Genomic DNA, 255 nt, shown 5'->3' with positions numbered 1-255 from the left:
TTGCATATTTGATCTCTTAAAAGCACATATTGGAGTTATTTCAATTTCCCATAAAATGAATAGCAAATTTCAGTAGTTTACTTTTTATAGGCTGTTTATAAACTGCATCTTGATTGCATCTTGTTAATTTTTTTTGACGCATTTTGTAGCTTTTTGGGCGGTTTTCGCCCATTTCAGACTCGATATTTGTTCTAAATGTATTTAATAAACTCCATTTCGATTCTTTCGAAGTCAATTGATTAATGTCATAAGACT

General features: G+C 29.8%; 1 protein-coding gene. It reads right to left on the bottom strand.

What is annotated here, in order from left to right; translation table 11 throughout:
• Nucleotides 1-40: 40 nt before the first annotated feature.
• Nucleotides 41-255, bottom strand: a 215-nt coding sequence (locus J7R12_RS08805) for a hypothetical protein (protein WP_208439092.1), incomplete at its 5' end; no start/stop codon positions are given.

The organism is Bartonella vinsonii subsp. vinsonii (assembly GCF_902825235.1).
GTDB lineage: Bacteria > Pseudomonadota > Alphaproteobacteria > Rhizobiales > Rhizobiaceae > Bartonella > Bartonella vinsonii.
This window is presented reverse-complemented; position numbering and strand designations above follow the sequence as displayed.